We start from the raw sequence: 15876 nt of genomic DNA on the forward strand, positions 1-15876 counted from the left end.
ATTGGAAAATTAGATTATTGAAAATGAACGTTTTTAAACTTTTTTAGGCATAAAAGAATTTAGTGAACTCTTGGTTCTGATTTAGCAGTCGCTTCTGAGACAGCTTCAACGCCTTCACTAACTTTTTCCTTTGCAGCCGAGAAGCCATCACTCAATCCCTGTTTTGCGCTTTCAAACTTATCGGAAGTAAATTCACTTGTTGATTCAACAACTCCAGTTACTCGATCTTGTAGGCTTACTGAGTCTGCTTCATGTTGCTCTTTAGTCTTGATATCAACAACATCTACATTAACTTCAACCACTTCCAAATCAGTCATCTTAGAAATTTCTGAAACAACAACCTCTTTGATTTTCTTGTATAGTTCAGGAACATTCTTTTGATATTCGACAATTACGTTCAAATCAACAGCAACTTGCTCTTTACCAACTTCAACATTGACTCCGCTTGCAACGTTATCAGTATTGACAAGTTTTTCAGCTAGGTTTGAGAAAAAGCCTCCATCAATAGCCAGCAAACCTGGAATATTTTCTAAAGAAAGACCAATAATTTTTTGAATGACTTTATCTTCGTAGGTCAATTCGCCTTTTACTTCTTCTACTTTTTTTTCTACTTTTGACATATGAATCTCCTTTACTATTTAAATAATTGTTTTTGTTGAATATAATATCCAATTCCAACTCCTAGAATGGCGCAAATCAAGACAAACAAAGTCTTAAAAAAACCATAGGATAGGATGAAGCAAGCTAAGATAGCACCCGCTAATCCGGAAAGAAATGGATATTGGTATTTTTTAAACCATTCCATTTTTTACTTCCTTACTTTACACGACTAACAGTTTTTTTACGTGGTGGTTTTGGCTTGTATTCTTTTACAGAAATATACAGTTTTACACGATGATTCATTCCAAAAAACTGTGTCAATCCATCAGCAATCTCATCTTTAATTATTTGAGTTCGTTTAATAATGTTGTCTGATGGAAGCATTTGTCCTTCTACGTGAACTAAACATTTATTCTTACGACTGTTTACCTTAATAGTAGGATCCTTTATAAAATTGTGATTAGCAACCACACAACGAACAAATCCTTCAATAGCTGAATTTTTTAATTTTAGTTCACCATCGACATCAGGTAATTGAATCTCTAAATATTGTTTAGGATAAAAGAGTATAACAAGCATTAGAAACAACACTACAGCTGAAAGTACTAGAGCACCCCAGAAAATATATCTTGAAAGATAAAAGTCTAAAAAGGAAATTTGTTTCCAATCAACTAAATGAAGTCCTAAGCCACTGACTTTATGATAATCTAGCAAAATAGGAATCAAAATTGTCAAGATTAAAATACATAAAATAAGGTAAAGTATTTTTTTGGTTTTTGACATATTGAATCCTTTCATCAACAGAATTTGAACTTTAATATATTCCTGTCAAAAGATTCAAGTTCATTCTTTTTTCCCTAGGAAAAATGATACTACTGCAACAACAATGACTGCTCCTAAGATTGATGGAACTAATGCCATTCCAGCTAGACTAGGTCCCCATGCACCGAAAAGTGATTGTCCAACAGATGAACCGACTAAACCTGCAAAGATATTAGCGATTATTCCCATGGAGCCTCCCTTTTTAGTGATTACACCTGCAATAAGACCGATAAAGCCTCCTACGATAATAGCCCAAAGCATAATGTCTCCCCCTTTCTAAATTGAGGAAAGTTAGGTTGTTTGGAAATCAAACAATCTAAAGAGTTACATTTTAGCTAAAACATTTTTTATATTAATCTTAACAATCATAAGATTAATGTTAGTATATACCTGTTAATAACAGTATAAGTTAATCAAATTGATAAGTCAATGAAAATGTTTGCGCTTACAAAAAAATAGAATGAAAATTGTCAATTGTTTTGCAAACGATTGCATAGATTTGCAAGTATGTTTATGTTATGATTCTTGTAGTTTTTTGAACAGTTTTGTAAATACTCTACATACATGGTTATTACTATCAGACCATTCTGATAATTGAATAATTCATCAATAAAACCTTTGATTATGGTGGTATGACCTTAAAATTTTTAGCCAATTGAAACGTTAAAAAAAAACGCCCTAAGAAGTAAGAGTGACGAAAGTGGAAATAAAATGTATAATTGAAACATGTAAACCCTTACACACTTTTTCTTTATGAAGTATCATCCAATAAAAAGCCTAAATCTTACACAGGATACTGTGTTATTTTCAGTAGGAGTTTAAAATTCAAAAAGGAGATAAATATGGATATTAGAGAAACATTGAATCGTCAGGATTACACTAAATTAGACGAATTTAGTAAACAGCTTGAGGGCTTTGAAGGACTCTTTGCAGACAAGGATTTGCTTAAAATGCGTCAGGAATTGACCAAAATTAATAAGGATGAGGTCGTTGGTTTATGCTCAGAAATTAATGGATATAAAACAGGTTTTATGGATGCATTAACCCTATTGGATTCTGAAACAGATTTGCAAGCTTTCAAAGAATTGTTTGAGAAGTGGTGGATTGATTATGAATTTGATCAACGTATCAATGCACTACTTGGTCAATATCCTTATACCAATTTTGAGGAGAGAACTGATTACAAATTGAAAGTAGAATATAAAACACGCCCACGTAAAGAAGTTACAATAATAATAACCAATGATTTAGATACGTCGTCAAAGAGTGAGCTTAAAAAGTTGACTATACTAACAAAGAGGGAGTACTGTTATGGAAAAAGTTTTGAAGGATGGTAAACTTTATTCTCTAATAGAATTTAGGGACAAAATCTATGAGGATTTAGATTTATCAAAAAGTGACTTAACCACTTTATTGTGTGCGATATTGATTGCATCTATTGGTTTGAATATGAATTCTATTCCAACAATCATAGGGGCAATGTTGATTTCTCCATTGATGACACCTATCCTTGGAGTAGGTTTTGCGTTAGCAATATTAGATATAAAACTTCTCAAAAAGTCGTTTAAAATTCTTTTTATTCAAGTTGCAGTAAGCCTTTTAGCCTCTACACTTTATTTTTTACTTTCGCCCATTTCTTACGCAAGTACGGAAATTATTGCTAGAACTTCGCCCACAATTTGGGACGTTGTAATAGCATTCGTCGGTGGATTAGCCGGCATTATTGGAGCACGAAAGAAAGAAGCTAATAACATTGTTCCTGGTGTCGCCATTGCAACTGCTCTTATGCCACCCGTTTGTACCGTGGGGTATTCTATTGCCACAGGAAATCTTGAGTATATGATAGGGGCGTCATATTTGTTCTCCATTAACTGCAGTTTTATTATGATTGCTACATATATTGGCACTAATGTGATGATGGTTAATAATCCTTATGTTAAACATAATCGTGAAGCCTCTAAAATGCGAAAAATATTAATTCTAGTCTCGCTTGTTCTTATTATTCCAAGTTTAGCTTCTGCAACTACCTTAGTTAGAGATACGCTAATCAATGAGTCTATCAATAATTATCTATCTGATCAATTTGAAAACCATACTATTTTGAAAAAGAAATATAGTAAAGAAAATAATACACTAAAGCTAACCATTTCAGGTAAATATCTTTCAGAAGCTGAGTTACAAGGTATCATTAACAAACAAAATGAATATGGTTTGAAAAATATCTCGATTCAGGTTTCACAATTAACAAATGATAGATTAACTGAAAAAGAATTAGTCGACTACATCATTCAATATAAAAACGATGATGATCTTCAACAAATAGAAAAGGATAAGTAAAAAGAATCCCCAAATAACAACAAGTAATGTGAGATATTAATCTGATAAGCATAAGAAACCGTTGAAAAGTATTGTCACTAGTGGTCCATAGGAGAAATATCAATGAAAAAAGTAATGATAATTATTAATCCAACTTCTGGAGGAGAAACAGCATTAGATTATAAAGAGAGCTTGGAGAATAAGGCTAAAGAGTATTTTGATTATGTTGAAACTAAGATTACGCAAAAAGCCAAAGATGCAACTCAATTTGCTGAAAAAGCCTCTAAAGAAAAATATGATGCAGTAATTGTTTTTGGTGGAGACGGTACTGTAAATGAGGTTATTTCAGGGATTGCTGAAAAAAATCACATTCCAAAACTTGGGATTATTCCTGGTGGAACTGGTAATTTAATCACTAAGCTATTAGAAATCAACCAAAATATTGATCAAGCGATTGAAGAACTTGATTTCAATTTTACTAAAACCATTGATGTTGGAAAAGCTAATCAAAATTATTTTGGCTATATTTTTAGTGTTGGATCTTTACCAGAAGCTATTCATAACGTTGATATTGAAGATAAAACAAAGTACGGTATCTTTGCATATGCAATCAATACGATGAGGTCCGTTATGGAAGACGATGTATTTAATGTTCGTATTGAAAGCGAAAATGGCAATTATGAAGGTGAAGCTAGTCAGGTCTTAGTTCTTCTATCTAATTACTATGCAGACAAAAAACTATTTGATGAAAATACAGATGGATATGGAAATATCTTGATTTTAAAAGATGCATCCATCATTTCTAAATTATCGACTATCCCAGATTTGTTAAAAGGGGATCTAGTAGGTAACGATAATATCGAATATATCAAAGCGCGTAATATTAGGATTTCTTCAGAGGTTGAGTTAGAGTCAGATGTTGATGGAGACAAATCGGATAATCTTCCAGTAGATATAAAAATACTAGGAAACCATATCGAAGTATTCTCAGGCACCAAAGTATAGTTTTTTCCCTTCTACTTCTCCAACAAAAAAGTTCTAAATGATATAAGTTACTGCATCAGCAACAATAATAGTCTTGTCCTTTTTGAAGTTAGGATATAAGTCAAAGGTAAGTCAATTACTTTTAATATATGGAGTTAAGGCGTTTTTTGATTCATGTCAAAAAACTTTTCGGAAGCATCAACTGTGATCGTAGTTTTCGAGCATAACAAAAAGTAGTGAAGAGATTCCATCGTCGGAATCTTCTTCACTACTTTTCTTCTCTCTTTCCTACTCAATCACCAATAGCAGCATTTCAGAGTTTCCACTCTTCAATCAACCAATCCGAAAGAGCATCATATCTTTCTTGGAGATGGTCATGATGACCGTAGGAGTCAAATGCTGAATAAGTGGACAAGCACTGTTTTTTGATGCATCCATGTACTTCTTTGGCAAAGCTAGGAGCCCTGACCAGTCTATTCTTATGATTAGCCCCTTCGGTCAAACCGTTACGTAAATAGACCGAGCAAGACTTATTAAGAAGCTGATGGGATTGGCAGTAATCTACAAAATCTGGATACCAAAAGGATCCACAAATGGAAAAGATAAAAGGCATCTTATCACTGCCATAAAGACTGGAAATAGCAGCCAGTCCACCCAGCGAGTAGCCTCCGTAAGCCATACGACTGTCATCCAATCGAAACTCCTCTTGGATGCTATTTAAAATATGGCCAAATAGATGGTCATGATAGCTAGCTAGCTTGCCACCAAAATCAGGACTTCCAGGTCTCAAAGCCTGAGCATACCAAGGTGTAAAATCATCTAAGCGATTCTTGGGCTCAAGGCCTATCAGGATAACAGAATTCGCTAGTTTTCCCAGATAATCCAGTTGTCCATCGTTCAGAAAAACAACTGGATAAGTCTTAGTAGCATCATAAGACTCAGGAAGGGCAATCGTCACTCGAATGCCATGGCAGACAAAGTCTTTATTTATTAACAAAGTCATTAACCTTCTCAAGAGAATCAATCACAGATGGACCGTAATCCATAAGCTCATCATAAGAAATAGTCATGATTTTCTTGTTTTTAACGGCTGGTACATTTTCAAGAACAGCGTTCTTTTCCATCTTGTCTGTAGCATCCTTGTCCATGGCCTTATTACGGTCACTAGTTACATAGATAATCAATTCTGGTTCCATAGACACGAGATTTTCCAGAGTCAAATCTGATGTTCCTGTCGCAACATTGGTATAGCCAAGCTGATTAAGCATACTTTCTTGAAGGGCAGATTTGTAAGTTCCAAAGGTCTCATCGTTGTAGGCACACATGATCAGAGCCTTCTTCAAGTCTTTGTCAGAAGACTTGTTTTTCTTTTTAACGGCGTCGATACGCTTTTGGAGTTGTCCTGCATACTTGTCTGCCTTGTCTTGAACGTTGAAAATGTCACCAATATTTTTAACATCTTCGATGATATTATTCAAATCTTGTTTGGTTGTTGAAACAGAAGCTTTTTGCGTATAGACGGGAATGTCGTTGCTGTTCCACGTGCTGATGGTTCCCATTGATTTGTCTGAGAACATCATATTACGACCAATAAGAGCATCTGGTCCGTAAGCCAAGATGGCTTCTTGAGAAATTGTTTTCTTATCACCGATATGTGGGATTGAAGCAATGTCATCCTTATATTTATCGGTTACTTCATTGTCAGGGTTAAGCATACCGACAATTTTGTCTTTCAAACCAAGCTCAATCAAGATTTCAGTTGATGAAAGGTTATTGGTGATAACCTTTTCTGGTGCCTTTTTGAAGACTTGATCTAGCTCAGTTCCTTTATCGTCATAAGTTTTGACAGTCAAAGGATACTGGGTTTCTGACTTGGTCTTTTTCACCGTTTCTTTTGCTGATGATGACGATGATGTGCTGTTTTTATATGTAGAACTGCATGCTGTCAATGTGAGGACTGCTGCAGCGATTAATGCGATACGAAATGTTTTCTTGTTCATAAGGCCTTCCTTTCCTAGGCTTATAAATACTGAATCATTGCCTGCTGGTCATCTGTCCAAGTAATACAACTCTGAACATCATAAACCGCCTGCAAGGATTGTGGGGTTACGGCATCCCTTGGGACACCTTGGGCAACAATCTCACCCCCTTTCATTAAGTAGATATAATCTGAAAAACGACAGGCCAATTGAATATCGTGGAGAACTGCAAGAACATTAATGCCGAGTTCCTTAACCAAGGCCAACATCTCCAACTGATACTTAATGTCCAAATGATTGGTAGGCTCATCCAATAAAAGGAGTTTGGGTTCCTGAGCCAAGGCACGCGCCAGGATGACTCTTTGTTTTTCGCCACCTGATAAGGACGAATAATAGCGTGTCTTCTTTTCAGACATGCCAACCTTGTCTAGGGCATCCTGAACGAGGACGAAATCCCGCTCCGATTCTTTTTGCAGAAAGGAAAGATGGGGCGTTCGGCCAAGCATGACAATTTCTTCCACCGTACAATCAAATTGAAGGGTGTTAAACTGTGTCACAACGGCCATTTCTTTCGCAGTTTCCTTTAGGCTTACTTGGTCTAGTGGCCTTCCATCAAGTAAAATTTGACCGCTATCTGGCTTCAACTGACGGTAAATGATTTTGAGCAAGGTTGACTTGCCACTTCCATTGGGTCCTAGTATGGTCTGGAATTGCTGGCCTTCAACCTTTAGGGAGACACCGTTTAGGATTTTTTTATCTCCAATTGAATAATGAATATCCTTACAATTTACATCCATAAATCTAAACCACCTTCCTGCGATTTCTAGTCACAATATAAACAAAGAAAGGTGCGCCAACTAAGGCTGTAAAGATACCGATAGGTAGCTCTGCATTTTTGACGAGGATTCTAGCCAAGACATCTGCCCAAACCACAAACAAGGAGCCTAAGAGCGTCGCCACTGGAAAAAGCTTACGATAGTTAGTCCCGACTAAACTTCTAGCAATATGAGGGGTAATCAAGCCGACAAAGCCGATAATCCCACAGCTAGCAACCAAGACAGCCGTTATGACCGCAACAATGGCAATGTAAAGATACCAGTAGAGTCTAAGTGGAATCCCTAAAGTCAAAGCTGCCTCATCTCCCATCATCATGGCATTGAAGACACGATACTGAGTTGAGAAAAAGAGAAAGGCCAAACCAACCACTACTACCGGAAGCAGCAAATCTGACCAAGATGTTCCTGTCAATGAACCCATGGTCCAAAACTTAATGGTCATGACACTATCTGCTGTCGCTCCAATAGAGATTATAAAATTGGCAAAGGCAATGAAGAGGGCGTTGACAACCGTTCCAGATAAAATCAGGCCAGATGTGGTCACTCTCCCCTGCATAGAGGCAATAATTAGGACAAGAACCGTCGCTAGGATAGCCCCCATAAAGGCACCCAAGCCTACCACAGCTTTAAGTCCTAAAATGATGGCCAAGGTTGCTCCAAACGTTGCTCCTGCCGAGATGCCCAAAATGTAGGGCTCGGCAATCGGATTATTGACAGTTGACTGCATGACACTCCCAGACATGGAAAGGCCTGCACCAACTATTAACCCTAGGAGAACCCTAGGAACTCGCATATTCCAGATAATAGCTTCAAGTGGCTTGGCTATGCTATGACTGGCAATCGGAAGCCCCAATTTACTGAAGATGACACCATAGGTATCACCTATATCTATAGTGACCGCCCCTAAAGACACTGCTATAAAAACTGACGCTACTAGTAAAACTAGCAACAAACAGAGCAGGCTTAAGTAGCGGGAAAAAACAAGGTGTTTTGTTTTTTTAAAAGGCATTAGCACCTCCTTTCCACCTGTAATGTCAGAAAATTTTGACAATACTCTTCTAGTATAACATGCCTCAAAAAGATGGGCAAGGTCATTTGAGTGGAAAAAAAGAGCAGTCATTGAACTACTCTTGGGAATTATAAGTAACTGAAGCAATGAAAATCAAGCCAGCTTAGGATTTCACTTTCTCCATACTGCTACTTGCAATTTTCATGGCAAGAAGAATTATCAACACCTTAATCACAAGGGACAACCAAAGGCTCTCCGCTGATGACAGTTGCGATAAAGCATTGATAAGCGCATGTGTCATCACACAAAGCCAAAGACTTCTGGTGTTTGTATAAATGGCGGATAAGATGAAACAATTGCTTAATAAGCCTAGCAAGAAAGGCAATAAATGAATCGTGGCCAGAGACCCATCAATGTAAAAATAGAGGATATGCCATAGTGACCAAGCCAAAAATGTAAAGAGCGTGGACACTAGATAGGTCAACTTTTCTTGCAAAGCAGGCTGGAAAAAATAGCGCCAACCGATTTCTTCGATTCCACCAAAGACAAGGGCTTTGCAAAATAACACAATGGGGAGATACCAAGCCTGAATAATCGCCCCTCCACTCAAGACCATTGGTAAAAAATCCAAACCTAGAAAAATGAGGACTAAGAGATAATTACTAAGAGGCTGTTTGACTTGGAAAAAGTCTCTGACAAGTTGTTTAAAACTAGAGTGATGATAGCGAATGCTAACATAGCCTCCCCAAATAGCTGATGACAATCCACCTAAGATAAGGGTAAAGAGGCCAATTGGAGTTCCATAATCAACCCTAACTCCTCCTGCTCTTAGCAACCAAACAAGGAGACTGACCAGTAAAATCTGTCCAAAGGTCCCCGCCAGATAAAACGACAAGGCTTCTTTTCTTTTCATATCTTGCTTCCTTTTCTTGCCTATAAAAAACCTTCTTCTCACGCTGAGCTAGTCCATATCCACCCATTTGTCATTGTCCATGATAAAGGGTTTGGCTAGACCTGGTCCGGTATAGTCCTTGTACTTGGTTGTGAGATACTTGTAGCAATCTTTCTTACTAGCAAATTTTATGGCTTGGTAGGGCTCTTCGAAGGTCAATTTTTCGACAAATAAGTAACCATCTGTCGTAGGAACTAAGACGCCGACGTGACCGACAAAAAGGGAATCGCCATCCAGATTATCGTGGACAACGACCGACAGCATACGTGCCTTGTCATCAAAGGTGAATTGCTTATAGTAATCCTCCATATGCTTGGCGTGAACCTTGACATCTTGGGTGGCCTCAGTCTTGACCCTTGAAAAAAGAATCTCAAAATTTTCCTGATCCTTGGCATCAAAGAGCTTGCCCTTGTCAATAGCGTCCTTATCTTGGAAAAGGAGCTCAGTATCATTTTTGACTTGTGGAATCTTGATTTTGCCTTTCAGGAGCGTATAGGTGTTGATACGACAGTTGGTGCCGATAAAGTCACCATGCTTGGCTGTCCACAGGCTACTTATTTTTTCCACATCATAGTCTGTTTTGGTAAATGGTGCAAAATCCCCAGAAAGTCCAACAGAACCCACAGTATCATTGTAATCTCTAACCAGATTGGTAAAGTTATCCACACTCCCCTTGTCTAAATGTTTCGAGAGAATGGAACGCACCTCATTGAGACTGGCCTTGCTATTAAGGTTGGAGTAGCTTGGTTTTTCCTCCTTTTTGTGGATATGTGCAAAAACTGCTAAACCAACGAGTAATAGGCTAGCGATAGATAGAAGTATTAGCGTCTGTTTTTTCAAATGTTTCATAGGCGCCTCCTTGGCTTCATTATACCAGATTTTGCTGACTACTCATTCTCAAGATACTTATCCACAAGAAAAAGCCTTGTTGCTAAGGCTTTAGATTGAGGACAAAGGCTTTTTAGTCTCCAAACCATCACTTGCCATTCACAATATTGGCAAAGGCTTCTTGGATGTCCTTATTATTGGTAGGGTACATGTAATACATGTTTTCAGGATTTCCCTGATTTTGCATGGAAACTAGGACCACTGGTTGACCTTTATGAATGGTGAAATGGTAGAGAATCATGGCAGAACCTGAATACCCGTAGCTATCCACGATGAGATAGTCCGCTGTCCCTGTACCATCTTCGGAAAAGGCAACGTCTACCTTTTGTTGGTTGGTCATTGGAGCATTTTGTTCTGTCTTTTCACCTACAATGATGCGGTTATTTTTGGCAAAAGACATGGCACCAAAGAAGTCATCACTTCCGTTAGGTATTAGTCTTCTATAACTTTCTTGATTCATCTTGTGACCAAACTCTACCATGTAACTAGCAAGCTTAGCGGCCTTGTCACTATTCCAAAGGGCTGTCATATTGGTCTGGCTAGATTGACCAGACTGACTCTTGCTTTTCACTCTGTAATAGGACGTGTAAACCACTCCCGGCCCTCCAGATTCTGGAATTTGAACCAGACGATCTGTGTCTTTGACAGAATTGTCTGGAGACGGTGCCGCTTGGTTGGCTGGCACAGGCACAAAAGGATTAACCCCATGTCCTGGACCATTGTCCGCAAAATAAAACATAGGCTGACCGTTAAAATCTTTAACGACAGTCTTGCCATCAGTACTTCCTGTCTCTTCAGACTTTGTGAGCCCTGACTTGGTAATGGTCACCACATGACCACCGTCAGAAACCCAATCACCTTCGATGCTTGAAAAATCACCATTTCGAATGGCTTCCACATCCATAGTAGGTGTTTTTGCCTCCGATGAGGCACTCTGACTTTGTGAACTAGAACCTGAAGACGAGTCAGACGCTTTGGAACTCGATTGTTTAGACTTGTCTGAGGAAGACGTTTGACCTGTTTGACTGCTTGACGAAGCTACCGCAAGGGATGACGTCTGTTGCACTTGTGAATGATGAGAATGCCAAGCAAAAATGACACCACCACCAAGAAGCGTCATACAAGAAACTGCAAGAACTGACGCTGCGACCTTATGAGTCACAATAGACTGACTTAAGGTTTGCCAAAAGCTCTTTTTAGATGCTAACAATAAGCTCTCTACTTCTGCTCGATTGGCCAAGAGACTGCCATTTTGTATCGCCTCGTCAACCTCTATCATCTTTGGGCGACGTCCATAAATCTTTATAAAATAGGTTAACCATTCTTCTGCTTTCATCTCATCTCCTTTTTGAAGCGTAATACTTTTATTTTAGCATAAAACGGGGATTCTGGTTGACCAGTTAGAAAAGAAAAAAACTGCAAGCAATCAGCTGCAGTCGGTGTATAAGCATAGTACTTATTTCTGAGTATTGCCAAGTTTTTTAAAGTAAGTATAACCCAGATAGAAAAAGAAAAGCGCTAAAAGAATAAAGAAACCCATGACGAGTTTGATCCCACCTAATTGATAGGCAATGTAAACAAAAGTATTAACCTTAAGCTGACCACCCGTTTTTTCCAATAGTGAAAGGCTCTGTGAGTAATAGTGACCAAGCCAAATAGCTCCTAACCCTAATAACGGATAAAGAATGACACCCAAGACAGGGTTCTTTTTTAACAAATTATCTAACATACATCCCCCAATTTTTTTAATGCTATAGTAATAGCTTATCAAAGAATGACTAGAAAAGCAAAGTGCCTTTCCATGGCAAAAAAACAAAAGGAACCGAGCTAAGCCGCTGGTTCCATTGTAAATCTAAAAGACGATACGTGTTCCATGAACTTGTTCAAGACCAGCTATGGCAAGAAATTGGTCACGATTATCCAAGGAGATACCACCACCTGCTAAAATCTCCAACTGACCTTCTGCTAGCTCAACCAAGTCTGAATAACGTTTCAAGCGTGATTCTAAATCAGTCTCGGGAGTTCCAGCACGGGTGAGAAGCCGCGTCACACCGTGATGCTTCAACCACTGGATGGCACTAGCTTGATCTGCTTTAGGGATTTGATCAAAGGCCATATGCATGGTGACCTCTAAGCCTCGACTAGCATCTAGCAAGGTCTTTAGAGCTTCTGTATCGAGTTGATGTTCCGAAGTCAAAGCACCTAGTGCAAATCCGTCAACACCCAAGTCACGCGCGCACTTGATATCTTCTAGCATGATAGCCAATTCCTGCTGGCTATAGACAAAGTCGCCCCCTCGTGGACGTATCATTACAATCACTTGAGCCTGATAATCCTTGGCCAACTCAACGGCTGCCTTTATGACACCATAAGAAGGCGTCGTGCCTCCGACAGCCAGATTATCACACAACTCCACCCGTTGAGCACCAGCTTCAAAGGCTTTTTCTAAGTAAGTAACATTCTCTGCACAAAATTCATAAATTGGCATACAGAACCTCCTATTAGTTGTAGTAGCGAGGGGATTACTACTTCTTCTTATGTGGAAAAAGGGGAAGGCCGAGCTTAGCAATCTTTTCTGCTGGGGTCTTCATGCCATCCTTGACCCATTTGGAAATTACTGAAACAATAGCCGAGCTCCAGAAGGAATTAAGGTAGCTACCAGCACCATTTGATGAGCTACCATTTCGTTTTTCCAAAAAATCATAAACAGCCTTGGTCAATACTTGCTCAAAATTGTAATCAATGGCAAGACTGATGATTTTGGCTTCTTTTTTGACTTCCTTAAGGAGATAAACCCAGACTTGGTAAAGATCCGTCTTGAGATTATAGCCGTCCAAAGACTTGGTAATCTTTGCAATACTAGACTCAAAAATAGACTTCAAAATCTCTTCCTTGGACCCATAATTGCGATAAAAGGCAGCACGGGATACACCTGCACGCTCAACCAGTTCTGATATGGTAATCTTTTTCAAGTCTTTTTTCTCCAACAATTGCAGGAGAGAAATTTCGATGGATTCTCGTGTAATTGCCTTGTTTTCTTGGTTAAATCGTTTCAGATTTTCCAAGGATTTCTCTGAAATTTTTCTTTCTGCCATAACATTCACTTTCTATCTGTCACACCTGATGAGATCCACTATGATAGCAATGCACTTCATGATAAAATTGTAAAAGAAGACAAAACACTTGTCAATGTACATTATGCAGATATGAGGTATAAACCTATGAAATGGAAAATTATTGCGGATTCAGGCTGTGACTACCGTTCTTTGGACAATCTGGCACCAGATACGGAGTTTGTCAGTGTTCCTTTGACTATCCAAGTGGGCGAAACCATTTACAGGGATGATGCCCAACTCAATATTGATCAAATGATGGAGGAGATGTATGCAACTACAACTGCTTCCAAATCTGCATGTCCAAGTCCTGATGACTATATGAAGTCCTTTGAAGGGGCGGACAATATCGTCGTCGTGACAATCACCGGTACCCTTTCTGGCAGCTACAATAGTGCTGAAATTGCTAAGAAAATTTATCTGGAAGAGCATCCTGATACCAAGATTCACGTCATTGATAGCCTGTCAGCTGGTGGCGAGGTCGACCTGCTCGTTCGTAAGCTCAATCACTTAGTCGCAGAAGGCCTTGATTTTGACCAAGTCCTTGATGCCATCACAGCTTACCAAGCCAAAACTAAGTTGCTCTTTGTTTTAGCTAAAGTTGATAATTTGGTGAAAAATGGTCGTCTAAGCAAACTGGTTGGCACCGTTGTTGGACTCCTCAATATCCGTATGGTCGGTGAAGCTAGTAAGACTGGTACCCTAGAGTTGCTTCAAAAAGCTCGTGGTCAAAAGAAAGCCATCAAAGCTGCCTTTGATGAACTCCTCAAGTCTGGTTATGCTGGAGGCCACATTACGATTGCCCACCGCAACAATGAAAAATTTATCGAGCAATTCTCTGAATTGGTTCGTGAAAAATTTGCCCAAGCAAGCATCGAAGTCCTTCCTACTTCTGGACTCTGTAGTTTTTATGCTGAAGAAGGCGGACTCCTTATGGGGTATGAAATTTAAGAAGACATTGAAAAGAGGCTGGACTACATGTTCGGTCTTTTAAAAATCAGATTATGCTATTTGATAATCAGCAGAATAGGATTATAAAACTAAAAATTCTTTCTTGACAATCCAACGTAATCGCTTTCATCACCCCCTTCATTTATGGTAAGATGGAAGTGACGCATTAGTGTCATATTCTTAAAAATTAAAATACCCTTATTAAACATGGAGATAGTTTATGAAACAGAAACATTCACATTTTCTAATCCCTGGAATCCTTCTTCTAGGGATCGTTTTGCGGGCCCCGTTCACAACCTTGTCTACTGTCTTATCAGACATTGCTTCAGGTCTAGGTGTTGAGGTCAGTTCACTCGGTCTCTTGACAAGTCTGCCTCTCTTAACCTTTGCGGTATTCTCGCCTTTTGCAGCTAGCTGGGCCAAACGCTTTGGTATCGAAAGACTCTTCCTCGGTGTTTTAATTGTGATGACTCTTGGTTCGGCTCTGCGTACCGTCAATCTCCCTCTTCTTTATGTGGGAACGCTTTTAGTCGGAGCTGGGATTGCCTTTATCAACGTCCTTCTCCCAAGCCTAATTCAGGCTAACGAGCCAAATCAGTTAGGATTCTTAACCACACTCTACATTACAGCCATGGGATTATCCACAGCCGTAGCTTCATCAGTTGCCGTTCCAATCACTAAGGCAACCTCATGGCAAGGTTTGGTCTGGGTATTGACCGCGGTCTGTGCCTTAGCTCTTGTAGTTTGGCTTCCTAATGTCCGTCACAATCATTACTTAGAACAAGAAACTTCTACCAGCGAAAATTCAGGCAGTTGGTATAAGAGTGGCAAAGTCTGGGCCATCATGATTTTCGGTGGATTACAGTCACTCTTCTTCTATACCACTATCACTTGGCTTCCAACCATGGCCACTCAAGCCGGTGTCGGCGAGGCCAATGCCGGAATTCTAGCTTCCGTTTTCACACTGACGAGTATTCCATTCTCTATGATCATTCCTAGCCTAATCACTAAACTTTCTGATCGTAACCGCCATTTGATGCTAGTGGCTACCGTCCTAGCAGGACTCATCGGAGTTGCCATGCTTCTAGTCAATACAGACAGCTTTGTGTATTGGTTGGTCCTTAACCTCTTAATCGGAAGTTCTGCTAGTGTCCTATTCCCTTACATGATGGTTTCCTTTTCAATGAAGGCTAGCACGCCTGAAAAAACAGCCCAACTATCAGGTTTAGCCCAAACCGGAGGCTATATCTTTGCAGCCCTTGGTCCAGTCTTGTTCGGTTCAAGCAAACAACTCTTTAACTCTTGGACCCCTGCTGTTTTAATTCTTCTTGTCTTGACCATAATCATGGGAATTGCCCTTTACAAAGTTGAAAAAACAGACCTTATTTTGTAAGAGAAAAACTAATAAAAGAAAATGCCCCACAAG

Annotated in this window: 19 protein-coding genes; 5 read left to right on the top strand and 14 right to left on the bottom strand. The window is 39.1% G+C overall.

Annotation, left to right across the window (positions count from 1 at the left end; translation table 11 throughout):
* Window positions 1–59: 59 nt before the first annotated feature.
* Genes O3670_RS03220 through O3670_RS03235 form a run of 4 tightly spaced genes read right to left on the bottom strand, consistent with a single transcriptional unit; the run spans window position 60 to window position 1683 of the window.
* Window positions 60–620, bottom strand: a complete 561-nt coding sequence (locus O3670_RS03220; protein ID WP_004182828.1) for an Asp23/Gls24 family envelope stress response protein — start codon at window positions 618–620, stop codon at window positions 60–62.
* Window positions 621–634: 14 nt separating this feature from the next.
* Entirely contained in the window at window positions 635–805 is a 171-nt protein-coding gene (locus O3670_RS03225; protein WP_004182830.1) for a DUF2273 domain-containing protein, read from the bottom strand.
* Window positions 806–816: 11 nt separating this feature from the next.
* Window positions 817–1383 (bottom strand): alkaline shock response membrane anchor protein AmaP, encoded by a 567-nt coding sequence (gene amaP, locus O3670_RS03230; protein ID WP_004182832.1) that lies wholly within the window; start codon window positions 1381–1383, stop codon window positions 817–819.
* A 60-nt stretch (window positions 1384–1443) separates the two neighbouring features.
* Window positions 1444–1683, bottom strand: a complete 240-nt coding sequence (locus O3670_RS03235; RefSeq protein WP_037603940.1) for a GlsB/YeaQ/YmgE family stress response membrane protein — start codon at window positions 1681–1683, stop codon at window positions 1444–1446.
* 581 nt (window positions 1684–2264) lie between these two features.
* Here O3670_RS03235 and O3670_RS03240 point away from each other — a divergent pair.
* The 3 genes from O3670_RS03240 (at window position 2265) to O3670_RS03250 (ending at window position 4743) form a co-directional block, all read left to right on the top strand.
* Window positions 2265–2759: a hypothetical protein gene (locus O3670_RS03240; RefSeq protein ID WP_230310551.1), complete on the top strand. Its 495-nt coding sequence runs from the start codon at window positions 2265–2267 to the stop codon at window positions 2757–2759.
* On the top strand, window positions 2734–3759 hold the full coding sequence (locus tag O3670_RS03245) for a DUF389 domain-containing protein (RefSeq protein WP_175057491.1): 1026 nt from the start codon (window positions 2734–2736) through the stop codon (window positions 3757–3759). The genes O3670_RS03240 and O3670_RS03245 overlap by 26 nt, the downstream gene beginning before the upstream one ends.
* Window positions 3760–3861: 102 nt before the next feature.
* Entirely contained in the window at window positions 3862–4743 is an 882-nt protein-coding gene (locus tag O3670_RS03250) for a diacylglycerol/lipid kinase family protein (protein WP_156685483.1), read from the top strand.
* 292 nt (window positions 4744–5035) lie between these two features.
* Here the strand turns inward: O3670_RS03250 and O3670_RS03255 are convergent, their stop codons facing one another.
* From O3670_RS03255 to O3670_RS03300, 10 genes are all read right to left on the bottom strand, one after another.
* Window positions 5036–5725: an alpha/beta hydrolase-fold protein gene (locus O3670_RS03255; RefSeq protein ID WP_070439307.1), complete on the bottom strand. Its 690-nt coding sequence runs from the start codon at window positions 5723–5725 to the stop codon at window positions 5036–5038.
* Window positions 5706–6722 (bottom strand): ABC transporter substrate-binding protein, encoded by a 1017-nt coding sequence (locus O3670_RS03260; RefSeq protein WP_371595776.1) that lies wholly within the window; start codon window positions 6720–6722, stop codon window positions 5706–5708. Before O3670_RS03260 ends, O3670_RS03255 begins: the two co-directional genes overlap by 20 nt.
* A 20-nt stretch (window positions 6723–6742) precedes the next feature.
* On the bottom strand, window positions 6743–7498 hold the full coding sequence (locus O3670_RS03265; RefSeq protein WP_272159078.1) for an ABC transporter ATP-binding protein: 756 nt from the start codon (window positions 7496–7498) through the stop codon (window positions 6743–6745).
* 4 nt (window positions 7499–7502) lie between these two features.
* Window positions 7503–8546, bottom strand: coding sequence for a FecCD family ABC transporter permease (locus O3670_RS03270; RefSeq protein WP_272159077.1), 1044 nt, complete (start codon window positions 8544–8546; stop codon window positions 7503–7505).
* A gap of 163 nt (window positions 8547–8709) precedes the next feature.
* Window positions 8710–9459 (bottom strand): CPBP family intramembrane glutamic endopeptidase, encoded by a 750-nt coding sequence (locus tag O3670_RS03275; protein WP_175057489.1) that lies wholly within the window; start codon window positions 9457–9459, stop codon window positions 8710–8712.
* A gap of 48 nt (window positions 9460–9507) precedes the next feature.
* The gene (locus O3670_RS03280; protein ID WP_175061725.1) at window positions 9508–10347 is read right to left on the bottom strand and encodes a DUF4300 family protein; all 840 of its coding nucleotides are present in this window, start codon (window positions 10345–10347) and stop codon (window positions 9508–9510) included.
* 127 nt (window positions 10348–10474) lie between these two features.
* A complete protein-coding gene (locus tag O3670_RS03285) occupies window positions 10475–11722 on the bottom strand; it encodes a DUF4767 domain-containing protein (RefSeq protein WP_175061724.1) in 1248 nt (415 codons plus the stop codon).
* A 120-nt stretch (window positions 11723–11842) separates the two neighbouring features.
* Window positions 11843–12115: a hypothetical protein gene (locus tag O3670_RS03290; protein ID WP_022495855.1), complete on the bottom strand. Its 273-nt coding sequence runs from the start codon at window positions 12113–12115 to the stop codon at window positions 11843–11845.
* 123 nt (window positions 12116–12238) lie between these two features.
* The gene (locus O3670_RS03295; RefSeq protein ID WP_183136263.1) at window positions 12239–12874 is read right to left on the bottom strand and encodes a copper homeostasis protein CutC; all 636 of its coding nucleotides are present in this window, start codon (window positions 12872–12874) and stop codon (window positions 12239–12241) included.
* Window positions 12875–12911: 37 nt separating this feature from the next.
* Window positions 12912–13481, bottom strand: coding sequence for a TetR/AcrR family transcriptional regulator (locus tag O3670_RS03300; RefSeq protein ID WP_021152105.1), 570 nt, complete (start codon window positions 13479–13481; stop codon window positions 12912–12914).
* Between the two features lie 126 nt (window positions 13482–13607).
* On the opposite strand from O3670_RS03300, the gene O3670_RS03305 reads away from it, so the two are divergent.
* Complete coding sequence (locus tag O3670_RS03305) at window positions 13608–14450, top strand: DegV family protein (protein WP_245084503.1); 843 nt, start codon at window positions 13608–13610, stop codon at window positions 14448–14450.
* Between the two features lie 220 nt (window positions 14451–14670).
* The gene (locus tag O3670_RS03310; protein WP_371595777.1) at window positions 14671–15843 is read left to right on the top strand and encodes a CynX/NimT family MFS transporter; all 1173 of its coding nucleotides are present in this window, start codon (window positions 14671–14673) and stop codon (window positions 15841–15843) included.
* The last annotated feature ends 33 nt before the right edge of the window (window positions 15844–15876 follow it).

It is taken from the genome of Streptococcus sp. 27098_8_74 (assembly GCF_041431705.1).
Lineage (GTDB): Bacteria > Bacillota > Bacilli > Lactobacillales > Streptococcaceae > Streptococcus > Streptococcus salivarius_E.